Source organism: Spongiactinospora sp. 9N601, assembly GCF_044326295.1.
In the GTDB taxonomy this organism is placed as follows: domain Bacteria; phylum Actinomycetota; class Actinomycetes; order Streptosporangiales; family Streptosporangiaceae; genus Spongiactinospora; species Spongiactinospora gelatinilytica.
The window spans coordinates 405,511-422,942 of record NZ_JBIRBB010000005.1 but is presented as its reverse complement, the minus strand read 5'-3'; the positions used below and the strand labels follow the sequence as shown (position 1 = coordinate 422,942).

The 17,432-nt window shown below is 72.8% G+C and carries 13 protein-coding genes and 1 pseudogene; 7 read left to right on the top strand and 7 right to left on the bottom strand.

The window, feature by feature from the left end; translation table 11 throughout:
- Nucleotides 1-1,200: a Cmx/CmrA family chloramphenicol efflux MFS transporter gene (locus ACH34R_RS14280; protein ID WP_397561872.1), complete on the top strand. Its 1,200-nt coding sequence runs from the start codon at nt 1-3 to the stop codon at nt 1,198-1,200.
- 429 nt (nt 1,201-1,629) lie between these two features.
- Here ACH34R_RS14280 and ACH34R_RS14275 read toward each other — a convergent pair whose 3' ends face one another.
- Entirely contained in the window at nt 1,630-2,304 is a 675-nt protein-coding gene (locus tag ACH34R_RS14275; RefSeq protein ID WP_397561871.1) for a FadR/GntR family transcriptional regulator, read from the bottom strand.
- Between the two features lie 134 nt (nt 2,305-2,438).
- Nucleotides 2,439-3,071: a TetR family transcriptional regulator gene (locus tag ACH34R_RS14270; RefSeq protein ID WP_397561991.1), complete on the bottom strand. Its 633-nt coding sequence runs from the start codon at nt 3,069-3,071 to the stop codon at nt 2,439-2,441.
- Nucleotides 3,072-3,557: 486 nt separating this feature from the next.
- Here ACH34R_RS14270 and ACH34R_RS14265 point away from each other — a divergent pair, with 486 nt between their 5' ends.
- The gene (locus ACH34R_RS14265; protein WP_158558205.1) at nt 3,558-3,911 is read left to right on the top strand and encodes a MaoC/PaaZ C-terminal domain-containing protein; all 354 of its coding nucleotides are present in this window, start codon (nt 3,558-3,560) and stop codon (nt 3,909-3,911) included.
- 111 nt (nt 3,912-4,022) lie between these two features.
- Here the strand turns inward: ACH34R_RS14265 and ACH34R_RS14260 are convergent.
- From ACH34R_RS14260 to ACH34R_RS14245, 4 genes and pseudogenes are all read right to left on the bottom strand, one after another.
- Nucleotides 4,023-4,337, bottom strand: a pseudogene (locus ACH34R_RS14260) (DoxX family protein); the annotation flags it as partial.
- Between the two features lie 149 nt (nt 4,338-4,486).
- Nucleotides 4,487-5,653 carry an FAD-dependent monooxygenase gene (locus ACH34R_RS14255; protein ID WP_397561870.1) on the bottom strand — a complete coding sequence of 389 codons (1,167 nt, stop codon included), beginning with the start codon at nt 5,651-5,653 and terminating at the stop codon, nt 4,487-4,489.
- Between the two features lie 31 nt (nt 5,654-5,684).
- Entirely contained in the window at nt 5,685-8,972 is a 3,288-nt protein-coding gene (locus ACH34R_RS14250; protein WP_397561868.1) for an ATP-binding protein, read from the bottom strand.
- A gap of 35 nt (nt 8,973-9,007) precedes the next feature.
- A complete protein-coding gene (locus ACH34R_RS14245; RefSeq protein ID WP_397561866.1) occupies nt 9,008-10,288 on the bottom strand; it encodes an RNA polymerase sigma factor in 1,281 nt (426 codons plus the stop codon).
- 331 nt (nt 10,289-10,619) lie between these two features.
- Here ACH34R_RS14245 and ACH34R_RS14240 point away from each other — a divergent pair, with 331 nt between their 5' ends.
- The 5 genes from ACH34R_RS14240 (at nt 10,620) to ACH34R_RS14220 (ending at nt 14,669) form a co-directional block, all read left to right on the top strand.
- Nucleotides 10,620-11,756 carry an ABC transporter ATP-binding protein gene (locus ACH34R_RS14240; protein ID WP_397561864.1) on the top strand — a complete coding sequence of 379 codons (1,137 nt, stop codon included), beginning with the start codon at nt 10,620-10,622 and terminating at the stop codon, nt 11,754-11,756.
- Nucleotides 11,749-12,420 carry an ABC transporter permease gene (locus ACH34R_RS14235; RefSeq protein ID WP_397561863.1) on the top strand — a complete coding sequence of 224 codons (672 nt, stop codon included), beginning with the start codon at nt 11,749-11,751 and terminating at the stop codon, nt 12,418-12,420. The genes ACH34R_RS14240 and ACH34R_RS14235 overlap by 8 nt, the downstream gene beginning before the upstream one ends.
- Nucleotides 12,417-13,088 (top strand): ABC transporter permease, encoded by a 672-nt coding sequence (locus ACH34R_RS14230; protein WP_397561862.1) that lies wholly within the window; start codon nt 12,417-12,419, stop codon nt 13,086-13,088. Before ACH34R_RS14235 ends, ACH34R_RS14230 begins: the two co-directional genes overlap by 4 nt.
- 38 nt (nt 13,089-13,126) lie before the next feature.
- A complete protein-coding gene (locus ACH34R_RS14225; protein WP_397561861.1) occupies nt 13,127-14,041 on the top strand; it encodes an ABC transporter substrate-binding protein in 915 nt (304 codons plus the stop codon).
- A gap of 145 nt (nt 14,042-14,186) precedes the next feature.
- Nucleotides 14,187-14,669: a flavin reductase family protein gene (locus tag ACH34R_RS14220; protein ID WP_397561860.1), complete on the top strand. Its 483-nt coding sequence runs from the start codon at nt 14,187-14,189 to the stop codon at nt 14,667-14,669.
- A gap of 1,047 nt (nt 14,670-15,716) precedes the next feature.
- Here the strand turns inward: ACH34R_RS14220 and sppA are convergent.
- Nucleotides 15,717-17,417, bottom strand: coding sequence for a signal peptide peptidase SppA (gene sppA, locus ACH34R_RS14215; RefSeq protein ID WP_397561859.1), 1,701 nt, complete (start codon nt 17,415-17,417; stop codon nt 15,717-15,719).
- Nucleotides 17,418-17,432: the final 15 nt, after the last annotated feature.

The window sequence follows — 17,432 nt, the reverse complement described above, 5'->3', positions numbered from 1 at the left end:
ATGCCGTTGGCCATCTATATCCTGGGCTTGGCGATCTTCGCCCAGGGCACCTCGGAGCTGATGCTCGCGGGCCTGCTCCCCGGCATGGCCGCAGATCTGGGCGTGTCGGTCCCCGACGTGGGGTTGCTGATCTCCGCGTTCGCCGTCGGGATGCTCGTCGGCGCGCCCGTGCTGGCCGTGGTCACGTTGCGCCGGCCCCGCCGTACGGCGTTGCTGGCGTTCCTCGGCGTCTTCGCCGTCTCGCACGTCGCCGGCGCGCTGACCACCGACTACACCGTCCTCCTGGTGTCCCGCGCCGTCGGCGCGTTCGTCTACGCCGGGTTCTGGGCGGTGTCCGCGGTCGCCGTCATCGGCATGGTTCCCGCGAACGCCCGTGGCCGGGCGCTCGGGGTCGTCACCAGCGGCCTCACGGTCGCCACGGTCATCGGCCTGCCCGCGGGCACGTTGATCGGGCAGCACCTCGGCTGGCAGGGGGCGTTCTGGGCGGTGGCCGCCATGTCGGCGCTGAGCATGATCGGCGTGGCCGCCACCATCCCCGGCGGACGCCCGCCGGCCGCGAAGGCCCCCCGCCTGGGCCCCGAACTGCGGGCCATGGCGAACCTGCGGCTGTGGGTCGCGTACGGGACGACCTCGCTGGTCCTCGCCTCGCTGATGGTCACCTTCAGCTACCTCGCGCCCTTCCTGACCGAGACCGCCGGGCTGTCGGAGGAGTGGGTGCCCGCCGTGCTCGGCCTGTACGGCGTGGGCGCGTTCATCGGCATCACGCTCGGCGGGCGTGCGACGGACGCGCGCCCGTTCACCGTCCTGTTCACCGGGGCGGCCGGAATGATCGTCGCCTCGGCGGGCCTCGCCGTGTTCGCCGACCAGGCCGTGCCGGTCATCATCTTGAGCCTCCTCCTCGGCGCGTTCGGCTTCGGCATCAACCCGGCGCTCAGCGCCCGCGTGTTCACGCTGGCCGGGGCCGCCCCGACGCTCGCCGCCGGCGGTAACGTCTCCTCCTTCAACCTCGGCATCACCGTCGGCCCCTGGCTCGGGGGCCTGGCCATCGCCGCGGGCCTCGGGTACCCGTCGGTCCCCTGGATCGGGGTCGCGCTCGGAGCCGGGGCGCTCGTCCTGATCGCGGTCTCGGCCACGCTGGCCCGCAGGGCCGAGCCGCTGGAGGTGTCCGAAACCCCGGTGGCCGACACAGTGTCGGCCTGAAGCCATCCGTTGCAATTGCGCACAATCGGCGGGGAGTCGACAAAGATGCGAACCTGGCGGCCGGCTGGCACAATTGCTCGATACCGTAACAGAGATCATGAGGCCGAGTCATATTCGGTTACTCGATACTTGTCTGTGAGTTGAATCCGAATCTCATTCTGATGGACCGATTCCTGTTTTTAGGGCATGGTCACGGATGAGTCGATCATGTCATGGTCACCACGAATACCGGATATTGCGGGAAGGTCCATCTGGTCCTCCCGAGGACGGACGCCTGGTCAGTCGCCGGGAAGCGGGCCACTGGACTGACGGGGGCGCAGTGCCGCCGGGGGAGTCTCTCCGGCGGCACTCCGGCGTTTCGGACGGTGCCGATCGGGTCGGAACGGATGTCCCAAGACACCCGATGTATGGCCGTACCTCGGCGAGTGATCAGGTGAGCGTCCGGCGCAGCCAGTCCTCGACGCCCGCGATGTGGACCGTCGCCCAGGATCTCGCCAACTCCGGGCGGCGGCCGGCGATGGCGTCGCAGATGGCCCGGTGCTGCTCGACGGTCTTCTCCAGTGCCCGCTCCTCGGTCAGCCCGCGCCAGATCCGGGCGCGGGTGATGGGGCCGGCCAGGTTGTCCAGCAGCGAGGCGAGCACCGGATTGCCCGAACCGGCCGCGATCCGCTGGTGGAAGCGCACGTCGTTGGCGACCAGCTCTTCCACGGTCGGGCGGGGCGGGAGTTCGGCCAGGATCGCGCGCAGGGCGGCGACGTCGTCGCCGGTCATCTTGAGCGCGGCCAGCTCGGTCGCGGCCGGTTCGAGGATGCGCCTGACCTCGAAGAAGTGCAGCACGGAGTCGTCGCGGTGGAAGTCGGCGACGAACGACACCGCGTCCAGCAGCAGCCGGGGCTCCAGGCTGGTCACGTAGGTGCCGTCGCCCTGGCGTACGTCCAGCACGTTGATCAGCGCCAGCGCGCGGACCGCCTCGCGCAGCGAGTTGCGGGACAGACCGAGCCGGTCGGCGAGGTCGGCCTCCTTGGGCAGCCGGTCACCGGGCGTCAGCTCACCGGACATGATCATCTGCTTGATCTTGTCGATCGCCGCGTCGGTGACCGCCATCACGCACCGTCCCTCATGTAGTGCGGCCCGGCCGCCTGGGGAGACCTCCGATGTCTTTCAGTGTACGGTGCGGCCGTGCCCCGGTCATCGGAATCATGCCGCCCGCCAGAGCCCGGCGGGACCTGCGGGGGCGGTCAGAAGTCGCGGAGCAGCCGGTCGGCGGCGATCTCGATGCGCTGCTGGATCTGCTCGTAGGTACGCCGCCCGCGCAGCATCTCCAGCAGCTCGTGCATCCACACCCCGGCCAGCGACCCGGCCAGCGCGAACCGCTCGCCGTCCGGGTCGTCCGCGCTGCCCGTGCCGCCTGGGGCTCGGTCGCCGCCCGCGACCCGCAGCAACAGCCCGGCCAGGCGGTCGCCGAACGGGGCGTCGACCTCCGCGATGATCAGCGACCGGATCAGCGCGTCGGCCAGCTCCGGCTCGCGCATCAGCCCCCGGGTGGCCCGCATCAGCACGTCGGCCGCGCGCCGCGCCGGGGTGGCCGCGTGCGGCGGGCGACGCTCGATGCTGCTCTCCAGCAGATCGATCTCCTCGCCGACCACCGCGGCGACCAGCTCCATCTTGGAGGGGAAGTAGCGGTAGAGGGTGCCGAGCGCGACCCCGGCCCGCTCGGCGACCGTGCGCATCTGCATCGCCTCCACACCGCCGCGCGAGGCGAGCGCCGCGGCGGCCGAGACGATCCGCTTGCGGCGCTGGTGCTGCCCGCGGGAGCGGACGTCGGGACGGCCCCCGTCGATGGGCGCGCGCTGCTTCGGGGCCGTCGGCAACGGGCTCGTGAGTGGGCCGGCCAGGGGGCTCGCCGTGGCGCCCGTCACCTCGGCGCCACCGGGAGCGGGGGCGCCGGAACCGTGCAATGGTGTGCCGGCGCTCGCCTGCGGGGTGCGCATGAGAACACGTTATCTGAAAGCGCTCCGGCACGCGGTGTTACTTGTGAGTACCACGTCCCGCCCTTTACTCACGCCATTCACGTACCCCGTTATGTCGGACTCTGTCCGGCTGACCATGGAAAATCAGAATAGAATACGTTCTAGCCGACCGAACCGGCTTTTATGGCAGTCGCTTTTCCGTGGTGGGTGCGGAACTTTCGCCCGGGGGAGGGGAAAAATCCGCCCGGGATACGCAAGCCGTACCCCGGCCTGCGGCTTTCCCGGCGCGGGCACGCCATTGTCTGCGACAGTGAGAAGGTGACCACGCTCCGCGTTCGGCGGGCCGGGGTGGAGGGGATGCGGATGTCGGTTGCCACGGGAGTCGTGATGCGGACGCCAGCCCACGATCAGATCGGCATCGGGGCGGTGCTCCCGGAGAAGTCGGTCGCCGTCCCGCCGCCGCAGCCCGCCTCCTCAGGGGCCACCGTGCCGCGCGACTCCTTTCTCGCGATGCTCCTCACCATGAGCATGGTGGAACGCTATGTGACGGACTGGACCGGGCCGCACACCGTGATCAGGGGCATCAACGTCAAGCTGGAAGCGCCCGCGCGTCCGGGCGACACGATCACCTTCACCGGCGCGGTGACCGCCGTGACCCATCGTGACCTGACGATCGAGGTGCACGGGCACCTCCCAGCGGCCACGCACGCCACTGCCACGGTCCGGCTCAGCCTCGGATAGCCGCCGTCCCGCCTCGCGCCCCCGGTCCCGCGGGCGCTCTTCGCGATGGGTGAGCCGGGCCCACAGACGTACCGTGTTCTCGCGGCGGCCCCAGGCGACCAGCGCCGAGACCGCGAACAGGGCCAGGGGCGTGGCCGCGCCGCCGTCCACCACGAGGACCTGGGCGAAGGCCGCACCCGCCGTCAGTCCGGTGAACACCAGCCCGGCCAAACCCGTCAGGCTCGGGACGAGCAACGCCGCCGCCCCGGCGACTTCGAGTCCGCCCACGAAGTAGCGGACCCAGTCGCCGAGGCCGATCGCCGCGAAGGTGGAAGGCGCGGGTTCCACACCGGCGAACTTTCTGAGGGCCGCAAACAGAAAGCCGCCCGCCGCGACCGCCTGGAGTCCCCACAGCGCGGTGTTCCAGGTGCGATTGGCGACGCTCATCGTTTCCTGCCTTTCCACGGGGGACGCCATCACGACGTCGTCCCGAGCCCGGTGGCCGCCGATCCACATTCGTCCGTGTCTCGTACGGCCCGCTGCCAAGCATGCTCCGTCCCAGGTGGCGACGACGTTGCAGCGTCGCCCTCGCGCGCTCACTTATGCCGGGCGATTTCGGAGGGATAGTCCGGAAGGTCGATGTCGGTGGCGAACCTGTCGCTCATTCGCATCATCAACCCGAGCAAAAACCCGGACCTGAAGAGCAGGTTGCGCATCCAGATGCCGCGCCGGGAGGGCGGGGCCAGGAATCGGCCCGCGTTGCCCTTCCTGGCGATGCTCGCGTACCCGCGGAACCGCTCCTCGTACCGCCGCAGCGCCGTGCCGTGATCGCCGTCCGCCAGGGCGAGTTCGCCCGCCAGCACGTACGCGCCCACCATGGCCAGCCCGGTGCCGAACCCGCCCATCGTGTTGCTGTAGGCGGCGTCGCCGAGCAACGCCACCCGGCCCTTGGCGTAGCGGGCGGTGACCACCCGGCTGATGGAGTCGAAGTAGAAGCCCGGGCCGTCCGCCAGCGTGCCGGTCACCTCGCGGGTGCGCCAGCCCATCCCCTCGAACGCCTCGGCCACGATCCGCCGCTGCGCCGCGGTGTCGTGGCGGTCGTAGTGGAGTTCGGCCGAGGCGAACACCAGCAGCGCGCCCCCGGCCGCGCCGCCGGTCGAGACGAGCCTGCCCGGCTCGTTGTAGAGCAGCGGGTCGGGGCCGAAGTCGCCGGCGGTCTCGGCGAGCGCGTAGTAGTACCCGAGATGACGGACATAGCGGGATTCGGGGCCGAAGGTCAGCCGGCGTACGTTGGAGTGGATGCCGTCCGCGCCCACCACCAGGTCGAACGTACGCGGGGCGGCGTGCTCGAAGGTCACGTGGACACCGCCGCCGGCCTCGGTGATCGAGGTGATGGAGTCGCCGAAGACGTACTCGCAGGTGTCCAGCGTGCGCTCGTAGAGGATGGCGGACAGGTCGCCGCGGCGGATCTCGACGTCGCCGCCGGTGAAGCGGGCCGGTATGGCGGCCAGCCGGCGGCCGTTCGCGTCCACGAAGTACTGGTCGCGCGGGTGGGTGCGGCGGCGGTGGACCTCCTCGCGCACGCCCATACGGTCCAGCACGGTGCGGTGGGTGCGGCCCTTGAAATCGACGGCCTGGCCGCCGGGGCGCAACGCGGGGGCGCGTTCCACGACGGTGACGCGGAAGCCGTACCTGCTGAGCCAGTACGCCAGGGCGGGCCCGGCGATGCTCGCGCCGGAGATGAGTACGTGGGTGTTCGGCATACCGGCGACGATGGCCGGGCGCGCTGACCGGCTACCGACGTTCCGCTGACGGATCCGGGCGCGGGCCGCCGAGCGCTGTCAGCGCCTCCTCGCGGGACATCGCCGCGCCCCTGGCGAAGGCGGCGGCGAACGCCTGCGGGCCGATGCGCGCCCTGACCGCGCCCGCCGTACCGGCCACGTCGCGGTCACCGGCGACGGCCAGGCCGCGCAGCGCCACCGCGGCCCCCAGCAGCAGCGCCGCCCGCGTGTCTTCTCCGCCGGTGAGCAGCGCGCGGGTGGCCTGGGCCTCGGCCACCGGAGCCAGCAGCGACGTCAGCGGCTCGCCCACGGACAGCCCGGCCGCCAGGTCGTACCGGCGCACGGCCTCGGCGACGTCGCCCGCGGCCTGCGCCACCCGCCCGAGCGCGATGTGCGCCTCCGCCACCCGGGCGTTCCCGCGGGCGCCGTCCAGCGCCGCGGAAAGCAGCTCGCGGGCCTCGCCCAGGTCGCCGCGGGACCGGGCGATCTCCGCCTGGCGTACCCGGACCAGGGACAGCAGACCGGCGTCGGCGATCTGGCGGGCCAGCCCGGCCGCGCGCCGGCAGTCGGCGGCGGCGTCGTCGAGATCGCCCCTGCGGGTCAGGGCCTCGGCCCGCCGGCACAACACGTCGATCTCCTCCTCGGCGCTGCCCAGCCGCACGAACAGCGCGAGCGCCTCGGCCCACAGGGCGTCGGCGCGCTCCCAGTCGCCGCGCAGGCTCGCGATCAGCGCCAGCCAGTCCAGTGCCTGCGCGCTGCCCCAGCGCTCGCCGAGCGCCCGGAAGTCGGCGAGCACCGCCTGAAGGGAGCGTTCGGCGGCGGCCACCTCACCCCGGCGCAGCAGCTCCAGCAGCGCCTCGCCGAGCGCGCCCACCGTGTGCGCCCATGGGTCCGGGCCGAGCAGCCGCCGCCGCAGCCCGGCGTTGTCCGCCCCGAACGGCGGGCCGATGATCATCCCCCAGAGCGGCGCGGCGAAGGAGTGCCGCAGCGGCCGGCCCAAGTTCATCTGGGCCGCCTCGACCCGCTCGCGGTGTGCGGAGGTCACGTTCGGCGCGGCGTGTACCACGCACATGCCGTACTCCTCCACCAGGTCCTCCTGCTCCACCCAGCCGGACGGCAGCGCGTCCACCTTCCGCAACAGCTTCGTGGCCGGCGGGACCACCTCGCCGCGCCGCCCGGTGAACCACCAGTAGGCCGCTCCCGCCGCGATCAGCCTCAGTGCCGTCGCGGGGTCGGCGTCCACCGCCCAGCGCAGCGCGGCCATCAGGTTGGCGTGCTCGGCGCTCAGCAGGGCCAGCCAGTCCAGTTGACCGGCCCGCAGCAGGTGCGGGCCGGCCCGGCGGGCGAGGTCCAGGTAGTAGGCGGCGTGCGCGGCCTCCGCCGTGGGCGGTGTCTCGGCCGCCGTTCGCCGTTCCGCGCAGAACAGCCGGATCGTGGACAGCATCCGGTAGCGGTCGCCGTCGGTCTCCACCAGCGACTTGTCCACCAGGTCGGCGAGCAGCCCGGCGGTGTCGCCGCCGCCGCACACCCGCTCGGCCGCCTCCAGCGTCGCGCCGCCGGTGAACACCGAGAACCGCCCGGCCAGCGCTCGTTCCTCGGGCCCGAGCAGGTCCCAGCTCCACTCGACCACCGCGCGCAGGGTCTGGTGCCTGGCCGCCGCCGTACGGTCACCGCGCGACAGCAGCCGGAACCGGCCGTGCTCGGCCAGCCGGTCGGCGATCTCCCCGACGGTGAACGTGCGCAGCCGCGCCGCCGCCAGTTCCAGAGCCAGCGGCAGCCCGTCGAGTGCGGCGCAGATGCGGGTGACGGCGGCGGCGTTGCCGTCGGACACCGTGAAGCCGTGCCGCGCCGCCGCCGCCCGCTCGGCGAACAGCCGCACCGCCGGATAGCCCGCCGCCTCCCGCGCCGCCGCCCCCTCCGGCGGGCAGGCCAGCGGCGCGAGCCTGACCAGCGTCTCGCCGGTGATCGCGAGCGGTTCGCGGCCGGTGGCCAGGATCGTCAGCTCGGGGCAGGAGTCCAGCAGCCGCCGCGCCAGCGCCGCGGTGGCCGCGATCACATGCTCGCAGTTGTCCAGGATCAGCAGCAGCGGCCCACGCCCGGCGAGCGCGTCCACCAGCCGGTCGGCGGGATCGGCCGGCTCGGGAAGTACGGCGAGTCCCAGCGGATCCCGCAACCCCAACGCCCCCAGCACGGCCCGCGCGACCTGCTCACCACCGTCGATGTCGGCCGGCGGGACGGGGCGGCGGGACGCCTCGGTGGTACGCGGTGGCCGCCGTTCGGTGTCCGGGCGTGTCGCGTCCGGGTGGTGGGGCGTCGCCTCGGCGGGCTGCGGGGCCTGGCCGCCTGGGTCGATGTCGGCCAGTGGGACCAGGCACACCGCGCCCGGGTGGCGGCGGGCCGCCTCGATGGCCAGGCGGGTCTTGCCGGTGCCGCCCGGGCCGGTGATCGTGACCAGGCGGGTGGCCGTGCCCGGGGCGAGCAGCCCGGCGAGCAGATCGAGTTCGGTTTCCCTGCCGACGAACCCGGTCAGCGGCACCGGCAGCACGCTCGGCCGGGCGGGCGGCGGTTCGCCCGCCCGCAGGATCGCCAGGTGGGTGGCGGCCAGCTCGGGGGAGGGGTCGGCGCCCAGCTCTCCGGCCAGCCGGCGGCGCACTCGCTCGTAGACCTCCAGCGCCTCGGCCTGCCTGCCCTCGGCGTGCAGGGCGCGCATGAGCAGCACCGCGAGCCGTTCGCGCAGCGGGTGGGCGGCCAGCAGCGGCCGTAGTTCGGCGGCCACGCCGCCACCGGCCCCGGAGTCGGCGAGTTCGGCCTCGATGCGGTCCTCGGTGGCGGCCAGCCGCAGTTCCTCCAGCCTGGTCCGCTGGGCCGCCACCAGCGGCACGTCGGTGGCGTCGGCCAGCGCGGGCCCCCGCCACAGGCCGAGCGCTTCGCGGAGCACGGCGGCGGCGGGACCGGCCCGGCCCGCGGCGAGCAGGTCGCGGCCCTGGCGGGCGAGAAGCTGGAAGCGGTGCGCGTCCACGTCGGCGGGGTCGATCGCGAGCCGGTACCCCGCCCCGCCGTACTCCAGCAGGCCCGGCGGCAGCCTGCGGCGCAGCCGGGAGACCTGGGCCTGGAGCGCGCCGGTGGCATCGGCGGGCGGATGCTCGCCGTACTGGCCCGACAGCAGCCGGTCCACGCCGACGGTCCGGCCGGGGGCGAGCAGCAGCAGGGCCAGCAACGTGCGCGAGCGCGGGCCGCCGGCGGGGACAGGGTCGCCGCCGGACGTCCACGCCTCGATCGGACCGAGGATGCCGAACCGCACCTGACCGATTGTCCCTGGTGTCCGGCCTGAGTCTGCTACCAGGTGACGATGGTGGGCACCGCGAAGAAGACGATCAACGCGATGGCGATGCACACCGCCAGCCCGATGACCTCCCAGACCCAGTCGTGGTGGCGGTTGCGGGTCTTGGCGGACCTGGCGGGGGCGCGGCGGCGGCGTCGCGAGGGCCGGGGGGCGAGGGTGACCGGCTGCGGGCGGGCGGGCTCCTCCGGCGCGTGCTCTTCCGGGGCGTGCTCTTCCGGTGCGGGGGCTTCGAGGTCGAGGACGTCGAAGACGTCGGTCGACTCGGCCGCGCTCTCCTCGTCGTCCGCCGGCAGCGGCATGAGGTACACCGGCTCGGCGGGGCGGTCCTGCCGGGGCGGCGGGACGAACAGGCTGCCCGGTGGCTCCTCCCCGGCCTCTTCCGGTGGCGTCGCCGGGGCCTCTTCGAGGTCGGCCGGGACGGGCGCGGACAGCAGCGGCACCGGCATCGGGGGCGGCATCGGGGGCGGCGAGTGGAGCTTGGGCATCGGTTCGGTGCTCGCCTCGTGCGGCGAGACCCGGTCGGCGGCGGGCGGGGTGATCTCCACCTCGTACAGGCCCGCGTTGGTGCGCTCGTCGGTCGGCCCGAGCGGCATCGGCCAGGCGGGCGCGGTCGGCCACAGCGCCTTGTACGGCGCGAGCCTGCCCAGCCGGGAGACCGGCCCGGAGGCGAGCGGCGGCTCGCCCAGCGCGGCCAGGATGCGGGCCCGCAGCAGCGCGGGCGGAGGCCGCCAGGGCAGCCGGGCCAGTACGTCCCTGGTCGGGGCGACCGCCAGCGCGCCGTAGACCTCGCCGAGCCGCCCGGGGACGCGCTCGCCGACGGCGGCCAGCGCGAGCCCGAGGGCCTGGGTGAACCGCTGGTCGGCGCCGGCGGCCAGGTCGGCCGCGGTGTCGGCGGCCACGTCGAGTACCCAGGCCAGCTCGTCGATGGTCAGCCCGCACACCACGGCCAGCAGCAGCACCTCGCGCTGGTGCGGGCGCAGCTCGCGGACCACCCGCTCGACCAGCGCGGTGGCGGGGTCGGCGACCGGATCGACGCGCGCGTCGGCGTAGACGACGTCGCGCCGGTAGATCTCCCGGCGGGCGAGGGCGTAGAGGGCTGCGCGGGGCGGCTCGACCGCGGGGACGCCGGACATCACGGACATCAGGGCCTCGGCTGCGGCCCCGGCGTCACCGAGCTGGTCGTGGCAGTAGGCGAACAGCCCGACGGCGTGACGGTCGTAGAGCTCGGCGACCAGCTCGCTGCGCGAGCGCCGGTCGGTGAGCGGGTGGGTCACGGGCCGGTCCTTCAAATTCTGTCGGGGTGTCCTGGTAATCATGTCAACTCATGGGGGCCGCCGCATCGGAGGATACGCATTTGATAGAAATCACCATGCTCACACCGCGCATTTCGGTGTACTCCGGGTAAACCGAGAGGTCATCCCGGGGGGACACGGGCAGGACACAAGGAGGACACGGGCGTGGAGCGGGGCGGCGACACGCGGTCATCACCGCCGTACGCTGTCGGGAGGAGATCGCCGGACGGTCGCGGCGGCGCACGCGGGAGGTGCGGGGGAAGCGGTCACGGCGTCAGCACATCCAATACCGCCGGAGAACACGAGGACACGTGTGATCACATTTGACGGTGTCACAAAACGATACGCCGACGGGACCGTGGCCGTGGACGGCCTCCACCTGGAGGCGCCCACCGGCGAGATCACCGTGTTCGTCGGCCCGTCCGGATGCGGCAAGACCACGTCGCTGCGGATGATCAACCGGATGATCGACGCGACCCACGGCACGATCTCGCTCGACGGTGTCGATGTCCGCACCATCGACCCGCCCACCCTGCGGCGCGGCATCGGTTATGTCATCCAGCAGGCCGGTCTGTTCCCGCACCGCACCATCGTGGACAACATCGCCACGGTCCCCTACCTGCTCGGCTGGTCCCGCAAGAAGGCCCGCGCGCACGCACTGGAACTCCTCGACCGGGTCGGGCTGGCCCCCGAGCTGGCCGGTCGCTACCCGTTCCAGCTCTCCGGCGGCCAGCAGCAGCGGGTGGGCGTGGCCCGCGCGCTCGCCGCCGACCCGCCGGTGCTGCTGATGGACGAGCCGTTCAGCGCGGTCGATCCGGTGGTGCGGACCAGCCTGCAAGACGAGCTGCTGCGGCTCCAGGCCGAGCTCAACAAGACCATCGTGTTCGTCACGCACGACATCGACGAGGCCATCAAGCTCGGCGACCGGGTCGCGGTGCTGCGGGTCGGCGGGCGGCTGGCCCAGGTGGCCGCCCCGGCGGCGCTGCTGTCGGCTCCGGCCGACGAGTTCGTGGCCGAGTTCCTGGGGCGTGACCGGGGCATCCGCCGGCTGTCGTTCGTGTCCGACGCGAGCCTGCGGCTGCGCCCCGACCTCACCGTCCCGGTCTCCTCGCCGGTCTCGGAGGCGGCGGGGCGGGCGGCGTCCGCGCAGAGCCCGTGGCTCGCCGTGGTCGACGCCGGTGACCGGCCGCTGGGCTGGGTCAACCCGGCGGAGCTGCCGCGCGACGGCACGCTGGAGGGCGTACGCCTGCTGCCGTACGGCACGTTCGTGCACGGGCGCGACTCGCTGCGCACCGCGCTGGACGCGGCGCTGCTCTCGCCGTCCGGCTGTGCCATCGCGGTCGCCGAGGACGGCGGCGCGGTGGTGGGCGTGGCCACCCGCGAGTCCCTGGACGAGGCCCTGGCGCTGGCCGCCTCGGACGTCGGAAACGGTGATCCGGCGAATGGGTGAAGAGCCAAGCATTTGGGAGTACTTCACCAGAAACTGGAGCACCGGACAGCCGGGGAGCATCGACACCCTGCTCGGTGACCACATCGTCATGTCGCTGCTGCCGATCGTCGCGGCCCTGGTGCTGGCGATCCCGATCGGCCTGGCCTGCGTGCGCTGGCGGCTGCTCTACCAGCCGACCGCGGGCCTGGTGAACATCATCTACGCGCTGCCGTCGCTGGCGCTGTTCGGCGTCTTCCTCGCGGTCACCGGCCTGTCGCAGGCCACGGTGATCATCCCGCTGACCTTCTACGCGGTCGCGGTGCTCGTCCCCGCCGTGGTGGACGGCCTGCGCTCGGTGCCCGAGCACGTCAGGCAGTCGGCGGTGGCCATGGGCTTCACGCCGCTGCGCCGCATGACCAGGGTGGAGCTCCCGCTCGCCGCGCCCGTGGTGCTCGCCGGGCTGCGGGTGGCCGCCGTGTCCAGCATCAGCCTGGTCAGCGTGGGCGCGCTGGTCGGCATGGGCGGGCTCGGCTACCTGTTCATCAGGGCCTGGCAGATCGACTACTTCGCGCCGGCGATCGTCGGGATCGTGGGGATCGTGCTGCTCGCCCTGATCGTGGACGGAATCCTGGTCGTCTCCCAGCGGTTGCTGACTCCATGGGTGCGGGCGAGGAGGAGCGGGTGAACTGGCTGATCGAGTTCTTCGGCGACCCCGCCAACTGGTCCGGGCCCGATGGCATCCCGCTCCGGCTGCTGGAGCACCTGCTGTTCTCCGTCGCCGCGCTGGCGCTGGCCGCGCTGGTCGCGATCCCGCTCGGGCTGTGGATCGGGCACACCGGGCGCGGCTCGCTGTTCATCGTGGTCGCGGCCAACCTGGCGCGGGCGTTGCCGACGCTCGGGCTGGTGGTGCTGATCGTGATGCTGCTGGGCACGGCGTCGGTGTGGCCGGTGCTGATCCCGCTGGTCGCGCTGGCCGTACCGGCCATCCTGGTGAACACCTTCGAGGGCATCAGGGGCGTGGACCCCGAGCTGCGCGACGCGGCGTACGGGATGGGGCTGTCCGGGCGGCAGGTCCTCGGGCGAGTGCTGGTGCCGGTCGCGCTGCCGCTGATCCTGCTCGGCCTGCGGCTGGCCGCGATCCAGATCGTGGCGACCGCCGCCGTGGCCGCCTACACCGGCCTCGGCGGGCTCGGCCGCTACATCATCGACGGCCTGGCCGTCCGGGACTACCCGACCGTGCTGGGTGGTTCCGTGCTCATCGTGTTGTTCGCGCTGGCCGCGCAGTTCTTCTTCGTGATGGCGGAGCGGGTCGCGGTGTCCCCGGGGGTGAGCCGGCGCGTCAAGGTCCGATAATGTCTGCAAAACCCCCCGCTAGGAAAGGAAACAGTACGATGCGACGCGTATTCGGCTCCGTGGCGGTGTTCCTCACGGCCATGCTCGCCGTGTCCGCCTGCGGCGGCGAAGATCCGCTGGCCGGCGGCGGGACGACGACGGCCACCGCCAGCGGCTCGCCGGGCGGGGGCAAGGCGATCGTCGGCTCCTTCAACTTCCCGGAGAGCGTGCTGCTCGGCTCGATCTACGCCCAGGCGCTCACCGCCAAGGGCGTCAAGGTCGAGGAGAAGGCCAACATCGGCAGCCGCGAGGTCGTCTACAACCAGATCAAGGGCGGCGGCCTGACGGTGCTGCCCGAGTACAACGGCGCACTGCTCGCCTACCTCGACCCCAAGGCCACCGCCGCCACGACCGAAGAGGTCAACAGCGCGCTGGCCACCAAACTGCCGCCGGAGCTGACGCTGCTGGAGTCCTCGCCGGCCGAGGACAAGGACTCCCTGACGGTCACCAAGGAGACCGCCCAGAAGCACTCGCTGACCAGCATCGAAGACCTGGCCAAGGTCGCCAAGGACATGGCGGTGGGCGGGCCGCCCGAGTTCAAGGAGCGCAGGCAGAAGCAGTTCAAGGACGTCTACGGCCTGGAGTTCAAGGAGTGGAAGCCCACCGGGGCGGCCACGGCCGACGCCATCAAGGAGGGCACCGTCCAGGCGGGCAACGTCTTCACCACCGACCCTAAGATCATCATCAACCAGATGGTGGCGCTGGAGGACCCCAAGAACGTCTTCGGCGCCCAGAACGTCACCCCGCTGGTGAACAAGTCCGCCCAGTCCGACACCATCACCAGCACCCTCAACGCGGTCTCGGCCAAGCTGACCACCGAGGGCCTGACCCAGATGATGCAGAAGATCTCCGTCAACAAGGACGAGGAGGCCGTCGTGGCCGCGGAATGGCTCAAGCAGAACGGCCTGCTCTGACCTCCTCCACCGGATGCCCGGATCCCGGCCCGTCGGCCGGGTTCTGGTGTGTGGCGGAGTGAAATGGCCGAGGTGGTGGCGGCGGTCGGCGGCCGGGGTTCGGCAGGCCGGTCGCGTTCGGGAGCGTGGTGGGGTCGGGTGACGGATGTCGCGGTTCGTTGAGGCGATGGCCCAGTTGGCGGCCGGGGTCGGTGTCGTCACGGTCCGGGACGACCGGGACGACATCGGCGTCACCGTCTCGGCGCTGATGTCGGTGTCGCTGGAGCCGCCGCTGGTGCTGGTCAGCCTGGCCAACGGGGGTTACGTCTGCGAGGTCATGCTGCGCAGGGACCTCTGGGCGGTGAGCCTGCTTTCGGCCGGGCAATCGGCCATGGCCAGCAGGTTCGCCACCCCGGGCCGCCCCAGCGCCCGCCTGCTCGTCGCGGGCACCCCCCACCACCGCGGCGACCACACCGACGCCCTCGTCATAGCGGACGGCGTGGCCGCCCTGGAGGCCGAGACCACCACAGTGGTCCCGGCCGGAGACCACACATTGTTCATCGCCAAAGTACTGACCGTGGACTACCTCGACCCCTCCGCCACCCCCCTCATCCGCCTCCGCAGCCGCTACCGCCCGGCCCCCACCTAACCGCCCTGTCCCGTAAGGCCGGACCCCCGCCCAGCACGGCGTACCCGCCCCGCCCCCAGCCCACCTCCGCCAGGCCAGAGTGCTGACCGTGGCCTATCCCGCACTCTGCCGCCGCCCTCGTCTGCTACCGCCTGGTCCCCACCTAAGCGCCGTCCTGTCCCGTAAGGCCGGGCTCCGCCCGGCGGGCGACAGACCGCCCAGCACGGCGTACCCGCAGCGGCCCGAGCCCACCTCCGCCAGGCCAGAGTGCTGACCGTGGCCTATCCCGCACTCTGCCGCCGCCCTCGTCTGCTACCGCCCGGTCTCCACCTAAGCGCCGTCCTGTCCCGTAAGGCCGGGCTCCGCCCGGCGGGCGACAGGCCGTTCAGCGCGGCGTACCCGCAGGGGCCCGAGCCCACCTCCGCCAGGCCAGAGTGCTGACCGTGGCCCATCTCGCCCCCTCCGCCGCCGCCCTCGTCTGCTACCGCCCGGTCTCCACCTAAGCGCCGTCCTGTCCCGTAAGGCCGGGCCCCGCCCAGCGGTTGACAGGCCGTTCAGCGCGGCGTACCCGCAGGGGCCTGAGCCCACCTCCGCCAGGCCAGAGTGCTGACCGTGGCCCATCTCGCCCCCTCCGCCGCTCCCCTCGTCTGCTACCGCCTGGTCCCTACCTAGCTGTTCTGTGCCTGGGAGGCCGGGGCACGCTGCCAGCGGGGCGACAGGCCGTTCAGCGCGGCGTACTCGCAGGGGCCCGAGCCCACGTCCGCCCAGGTCCCACCACCTGCCTCCGTGGCCGCTACCGCCTGGTCGCCGGTTAGCCGTTCCGTGCTGTGAGGTGGGGTACGCGGTCGGCGGGTGGCAGGCCGTTCGGCGCGGCGCGCTCGCGTTCTCACAGGCTCCACCACCCGGACCTGGGCTGTGCGCGGTGGGTGGGTGGTGGTGGGTGATCGACTATGTGCGCCGTAGTTGTAGCCGCGCATACGCAGTGGGCGTCGGCGCCCGCTCCTTGATGGCTTGGGCTGGTGCTGGTCGATCAGGCACCTGACCGGGGGCTGTGGCGGGCCAGGGGGGCTAGCTGATCGTCCAGGTGCCCGGTAGTTGCAAGGGGCCGTAGGCGGGGAGGCCGAGGGTGGTGGCGAGGCCGGCGAGGGGGCCCCAGGCTTCCAAGCGGACGCGGGCGAGGGCCGCTGAGCGGTCTTCGCTGGACTCCGGGGGGCGCAGGCGCTCCAACGGGTTGAGCCGCGGGTAGACCCGGACCGTCGCGTCTTCCGGGAGCCTGGCCTTCTTTCTGGCCAGGGCGAGCGCGTCGGTGAGGCCGCCCAGCTCGTCGACCAGGCCGCCGCCGTGGGCGTCGGCGCCCGTCCAGACGCGGCCCTTGGCCAGCTCGTGGGCCCGGTCGCGGTCGAGCCCGCGACCCTCGGCGACCTTGGTCACGAAGTCGTCGTAGATGCGGTCGAGCCAGGCGTTGACCCGCTCCCACTGGGACTCGGAGAACGCCTCAGCGGTGGAGAACATCCCCGCGTTGGCCCCCTCGCGTACCGTCTCGACCCCCACGCCCAGCCGGTCGAGCAGCCCGCCGACCACCGGCTTGCCGCCGAGGACCCCGATGGAGCCGGTCAGCGTGCCCGGCTGTGCCACGATCACGTCGGCCGCCATCGACACGAAGTAGCCTCCCGAGGCCGCCACGTCGCCCATCGAGACGATCACCGGCTTGCCCGTCTTGCGGGTCAGCACGACCTCCCGCCACACCGCGTCGGAGGCGACGTAAGAACCGCCCGGGCTGTCGACCCGGAACACGACTGCCTTGACGTGCTCGTCGCGCCGGGCCGCGCGCAGCGCCGCGCAGATCGTGTCGGACCCCATCGAACCGCCCCCGCCGAACGGCCCGCGCCCGCTGCGCCCCAGCCGGATCGGGCCGCTGCCGTGCACCAGCGCCACCACCGGCTCGCCCGGCTTCGGCAGCCGCTTGGCCAGCGCGCCCCTGGAGTAGCGGGAGACGAACTGCAGGTGCGCTCCCTCGCCCGCGGCGGCGAGCACCTCGTCGTAGACCTCGTCGCGGTAGGCCAGCCGGTCAACCAGGCCGTGCTCCACCGCCTCCGCGCCGATGAACGGCCCCTGGTCGATCAGCCCGCGCACCGTCGCCACGTCGAGCCTGCGGCTCGCCGCGACGGCCGAGACGATCTGCTCGGTCACCGACCCGGCGATGCGGGTCAGCGACTCGCGATGCGGCTCGGTCATCCGCTCCTGGGTGAACATGTCGGCGGCGGTCTTGTACTCGTGCCGCTGGCCGAGCTGGTACTCGACCCCGACCTTGCCGAGCGCGCCGCGCAGGAACCGCTGCTCCATGGCGATGCCGGTCAGCCCGAGGTCGCCGGACGGTTGCAGGTAGACCCGCTCGGCGGCGGTGGCCAGGTAATAGGGCACCGTGCCCGCGCCGAACTCGCCGAAGCTCTCGGCGAAGGCGACCGTCAGCTTGCCCGAGGACCGGAAGCGCGTGATGGCCGCGCGCAGCTCCTGGACCGTGCCGAGCCCGAGCGGCCGGCCGCCGACCTTGACGACCAGTGCCTTGACCCTGGAGTCGGCCGCCGCGCGCCTCAGGCCGGACAGCAGGTCGGTGAGGCGGGCCCGGCGCATGGAGAGCACGGCGCTCAGCGGATCGGCCGGTGGGCCCTCAGTGACCCCCTCGGTGAGGTCGAGCTCCAGAACCAGCGGCGCAGTGCGACGCTGCCGGAGCCGGTCGACGGTTTCGATGATCGCCTTGCTCGCGTCCATGAGCCCCACCCTAAG

Bases quoted from the DNA above. Each gene is read 5' to 3' on its own strand.
- sppA (WP_397561859.1), bottom strand. From the start codon at position 17,417: ATGGACGCGAGCAAGGCGATCATCGAAACCGTCGACCGGCTCCGGCAG.
- ACH34R_RS14280 (WP_397561872.1), top strand. From the start codon at position 1: ATGCCGTTGGCCATCTATATCCTGGGCTTGGCGATCTTCGCCCAGGGC.
- ACH34R_RS14275 (WP_397561871.1), bottom strand. From the start codon at position 2,304: ATGGCGGTCACCGACGCGGCGATCGACAAGATCAAGCAGATGATCATG.
- ACH34R_RS14220 (WP_397561860.1), top strand. From the start codon at position 14,187: ATGTCGCGGTTCGTTGAGGCGATGGCCCAGTTGGCGGCCGGGGTCGGT.
- ACH34R_RS14235 (WP_397561863.1), top strand. From the start codon at position 11,749: ATGGGTGAAGAGCCAAGCATTTGGGAGTACTTCACCAGAAACTGGAGC.
- ACH34R_RS14255 (WP_397561870.1), bottom strand. From the start codon at position 5,653: ATGCCGAACACCCACGTACTCATCTCCGGCGCGAGCATCGCCGGGCCC.
- ACH34R_RS14265 (WP_158558205.1), top strand. From the start codon at position 3,558: ATGCGGACGCCAGCCCACGATCAGATCGGCATCGGGGCGGTGCTCCCG.
- ACH34R_RS14225 (WP_397561861.1), top strand. From the start codon at position 13,127: ATGCGACGCGTATTCGGCTCCGTGGCGGTGTTCCTCACGGCCATGCTC.